Source organism: Leisingera sp. (assembly GCF_034669605.1).
Lineage (GTDB): Bacteria > Pseudomonadota > Alphaproteobacteria > Rhodobacterales > Rhodobacteraceae > Leisingera.
In genome coordinates this window covers 1-2,945 of the sequence record NZ_JAXMOX010000328.1, presented here as the reverse complement: position 1 = coordinate 2,945, position 2,945 = coordinate 1, and the positions used below count along the sequence as shown (strand labels likewise).

At 60.7% G+C, this 2,945-nt stretch carries 3 protein-coding genes; all 3 read right to left on the bottom strand.

Annotation, left to right across the window (positions count from 1 at the left end; all coding sequences use genetic code 11):
* Positions 1–37: 37 nt before the first annotated feature.
* Complete coding sequence (locus VOI29_RS23685) at positions 38–1,138, bottom strand: HWE histidine kinase domain-containing protein (RefSeq protein ID WP_037966958.1); 1,101 nt, start codon at positions 1,136–1,138, stop codon at positions 38–40.
* Positions 1,139–1,285: 147 nt separating this feature from the next.
* Positions 1,286–2,074, bottom strand: coding sequence for a heme ABC transporter ATP-binding protein (locus VOI29_RS23680; RefSeq protein ID WP_037966959.1), 789 nt, complete (start codon positions 2,072–2,074; stop codon positions 1,286–1,288).
* A partial coding sequence (locus VOI29_RS23675; protein ID WP_323784246.1) for an iron ABC transporter permease occupies positions 2,074–2,945 on the bottom strand: 872 nt, incomplete at its 5' end. The genes VOI29_RS23680 and VOI29_RS23675, both read right to left, overlap by 1 nt.

Here is a 2,945-nt window from a genome sequence, read left to right as displayed (position 1 = left end):
TCATCTTCGACGATGAAAATATTCTGAGGTTGATTTGTCATTCTACTGCCTGCTCTTCCGTCTGTTGCGGCATCTTCAAATGCCATTCATATCCATCTGGCCCGAAAACCGTATCGATTTTCCCGCCCGTTTCCGCCTCGAGGGCACGCCCTGTGATGAAGCTACCAAAACCTGTCTCACTTGGTTTCTCGGCGGCAGGGCCGCCTTTTTCCACCCAGTGGAGTTCAAGGGGGGAACCCTCGCCGGCACTTCCTTGTTCCCAAGATAAATTCACAACACCGTCAGGAACCGACAGGGCGCCGTATTTCATCGCGTTTGTTGCCAGTTCGTAAAATGCCATCGACAAGGACAGCGCCTGGCGCGATGGCACCTCTACCTCCGGCCCTGTCAACGTGATCCGACCGCCGCCAATAGGGTCGAGCACATCGGCAGCCACGGCACCAATCGCAGCTCGGTCCCATGTGGTGCCCACCAGTTTGGAGTGGGCTGTCGCATAGGCGTTAAGCCGTTGGTCAATTGTTTCGCGGATACCGCGTTGAATGCTCATCTTGCGCAAGGACTGGCTGACGATGGATTTCACCACGCTAAAGGCGTTTTTCACGCGGTGGTTCAGTTCGGCAATCAGGATATTCTGAGCATCACGCAAGCGGCGTTCCTCGTCGATGTCGATCAGGGCGACCGTCGCGCCGATCCGTTCACCGTCGCCGTCCAGTACCGGCTCGCCAATGATGCGCATCCAGAACCGCGTCCCGTCCCCACGTTGATAGTTCACGTCAATTTCAACGTGATCTTCCTTGTTCTGGATCACCCGCGCCAGTGGGTATTCATGCCCCTCTACCCGGCGCCCGTCTTCGTGAAACGACACCCATTCGCCATAGGCTTCCACATCATCAGAATGCAGAACCGGATGGCGCACCATCTTTTCGACGTGGCTGTTGCCATAGATGATCTGTCCCTCGGCATCCGCCATCAAGACGCCGACCGGCACAGTTTCCATCATCGCTTCGAGAAAGTTCAACCTATGCGAGGCCCGCTGCGACCGCTTCTTGGGCGCATCCGCCTCAACATTCTTTGCCGCCAGTTCTTCTTGCACATGCAAAAGCTCTGTCGCCATCTTGTCGGTGGGCTGTGTCGGCATGGTTTGTCCTGGGTGATTGGTGCGGTGTGTCGGTTGACATAGACCGTCAGACGCTGGTGTCTAGGTGTAGTGTCACATTTGCGTCAGTCTGTCGAATCTCACACGTCAACCGATATATATGTCAGCGCGCCGGCGTGGTGCCCGCCCCTACCCCATACGCTCCTGCGCGACGTGTGGCAGGATATAGCTTTGACCGGCTGCGGCGGGCGTATTGACGGTCAGGGTGCAACCATAGGCTTGGGACAGTATGGCGTTTTGCATCACGTCGGCGGGCGTGCCGTGCTTCAGGATCTGGCCGTCTTTGATCATCGCCATGTGATCAGCGAACATGGCCGACAGGTTCAGATCATGCATGACCGCGACCACGCCGCCGCCGCGATTGGCGAAATCTTTGAGAAGCCGCATCACCATAAGCTGATGGCCGATATCCAGACTGGCAACGGGTTCATCTAGCAGCAACCAACGGGGCAAGCCGTTCTGCACCGGATGCCAAACCTGACAAAGCACGCGGGCCAGCTGCGTGCGTTGCTGCTCTCCGCCCGAAAGCTCTTGATAAAGCTTGTCTGCGTAGCCCTCTAGCCCGACGGCATGCAGGGCGCGGGCGGGGATATCGTCGCGGTGTCCAGATATGCCGCGTCGTAGCCCCATGCGCACGACCTCGGCCACGGTAAAGGGGAACGCAAGCGTGGCTGACTGCGGCAGCACCGCGCGCATCGCAGCAAGCTCCCACGGGTGCAGATCGGCGATGTCTTCGCCGTTCAGCAGAATGCGGCCGGTGAAATCGACCTCGGCCGTGATCGCCCTAAGCAGTGTCGATTTGCCCGACCCGTTGGGCCCGACAATCGCCGTGAGCGCGCCGGCATTGGCGGTAAAATCGACCCCGTGCAGAATCTCTTTCTTGCCGATACGGGTAATAATATCGCAGGCGCGCAGCATCACAGGTCCACCAACCCACGGCGCCGCAACAGGATCCAGAAAAACACCGGTGCGCCCAGAAGGGCGGTGATCAACCCGATGGGCAGTTCCGCGGGTGCAATAATCACGCGGCTGATGATATCGGCGGTCAGCAACAGCGTGGCCCCCAGCAGTGCAGCGTTCACAAGCAGGGGTTCGTGATCCGGCCCCGTGGCAAGACGCAACAGATGGGGCACGACGATCCCGACGAAACCGATCCCGCCGGACATGGCAACCGCGGCACCGGTGGCGGCGGCGACCGTGAGGATGGCGGTATGCTTTACCCGCTGCACCGGCACCCCCATATGCGCGGCTGTCGCCTCCCCGAAGGCGAGCGCATTCAGCCCGCTGCCCAAGCGCATTGCCACACCCGTCGCCAGAAGGATCAGCGTCCCCGCGATGGCGACTTTGGTCCATGTGGCACCGGCAAGCGAGCCGAGCCCCCAGAACGTCAGATCGCGCAGCTGGGTGTCATCGGCGAAATAGATCAGCAGCCCGCCCAAGGCCCCTGTCAGCGCGCCCAAGGCAATGCCCGCCAGCAGCATCGTCGCGACAGAGGTGCGCCCGCGCCGCGTCGATACGCGATACAGCAGCAAGGTTGCCGCCCATCCGCCCAGAAAGGCCGCCAGCGGGATCAGCCAAAAGCCCGCCACGGTGAGCACAGCCACCGGCAACAGCCCGCCCAGAACGATTGCCACGATCGCGCCCAATCCGGCACCCGCACTTACCCCAAGCAGACCCGGATCCGCGAGCGGGTTGCGAAACAGCCCCTGCATCACCGCGCCTGACACAGCCAGCGCGGCCCCGACACAGATGCCCATGATCAGCCGCGGCAAACGGATATCCCAAAGCA

What these genes read in the sequence shown, in the direction of transcription:
- VOI29_RS23685 (WP_037966958.1), bottom strand. Translation starts at nt 1,138, where the DNA reads ATGCCGACACAGCCCACCGACAAGATGGCGACAGAGCTTTTGCATGTG.
- VOI29_RS23680 (WP_037966959.1), bottom strand. Translation starts at nt 2,074, where the DNA reads ATGCTGCGCGCCTGCGATATTATTACCCGTATCGGCAAGAAAGAGATT.